General features: G+C 65.5%; 2 protein-coding genes. Both read right to left on the bottom strand.

Annotated features, from left to right (window positions below):
• The coding region (locus EN925_RS38945; protein ID WP_245487493.1) for a PfkB family carbohydrate kinase at nucleotides 1-299 on the bottom strand (299 nt) is incomplete at its 3' end.
• 4 nt (nucleotides 300-303) lie between these two features.
• Nucleotides 304-528: RbsD/FucU domain-containing protein (locus EN925_RS38940; protein ID WP_281040718.1), on the bottom strand; the 225-nt coding region annotated here is incomplete at its 5' end.

Here is a 528-nt window from a genome sequence, read left to right as displayed (position 1 = left end):
AAGATGTAGGCCGCGCCGGTGTAGCTTTCCGGCGTATCGATGACGGCATCCTTGACGCCCGCCTGCGCCCAGGTCTGCCTGGCCATGTCGGCGAAGGGATCGACGCCGAGGCGGGTGAGGAAGGTGACGTCGGCGCCGAGCTTGCCGGCGGCCACCGCCTGGTTCGAGCCCTTGCCGCCGGGACCCAGCGCGAAGGATGTGCCGAGGATCGTTTCGCCCATGCGCGGCTGCCGCTGCGCCCTGTAGGCGGTGTCGGCGACGAACACACCCAATATGACGACCGGCTTGCCCGAAGCCATGCCGCTACTCCGCATCCGGCGGCACGACGCCCTTGCGGAAGGCGAAGCAGCCATAGAAGCGGCGTTCGCCGGTCTGGATGACACAATAGGCTTGTTTGGCGCGCTCGTAGAAGGCGTAGCGCTCGACCGCGATCATCGGCCACGACTTGCCCTCGGCCTTATCGACTTCCTTCTGCACTTCCTTCTGCACTTCAGGAATCTCGTCCGGCTTGCCGACGATTTCCATGCG

Origin of the sequence: Mesorhizobium sp. M7A.F.Ca.US.006.04.2.1 (genome assembly GCF_004022915.1) — a bacterium.
GTDB classification, from domain to species: Bacteria; Pseudomonadota; Alphaproteobacteria; order Rhizobiales; family Rhizobiaceae; genus Mesorhizobium; species Mesorhizobium ciceri.
This window is presented reverse-complemented; position numbering and strand designations above follow the sequence as displayed.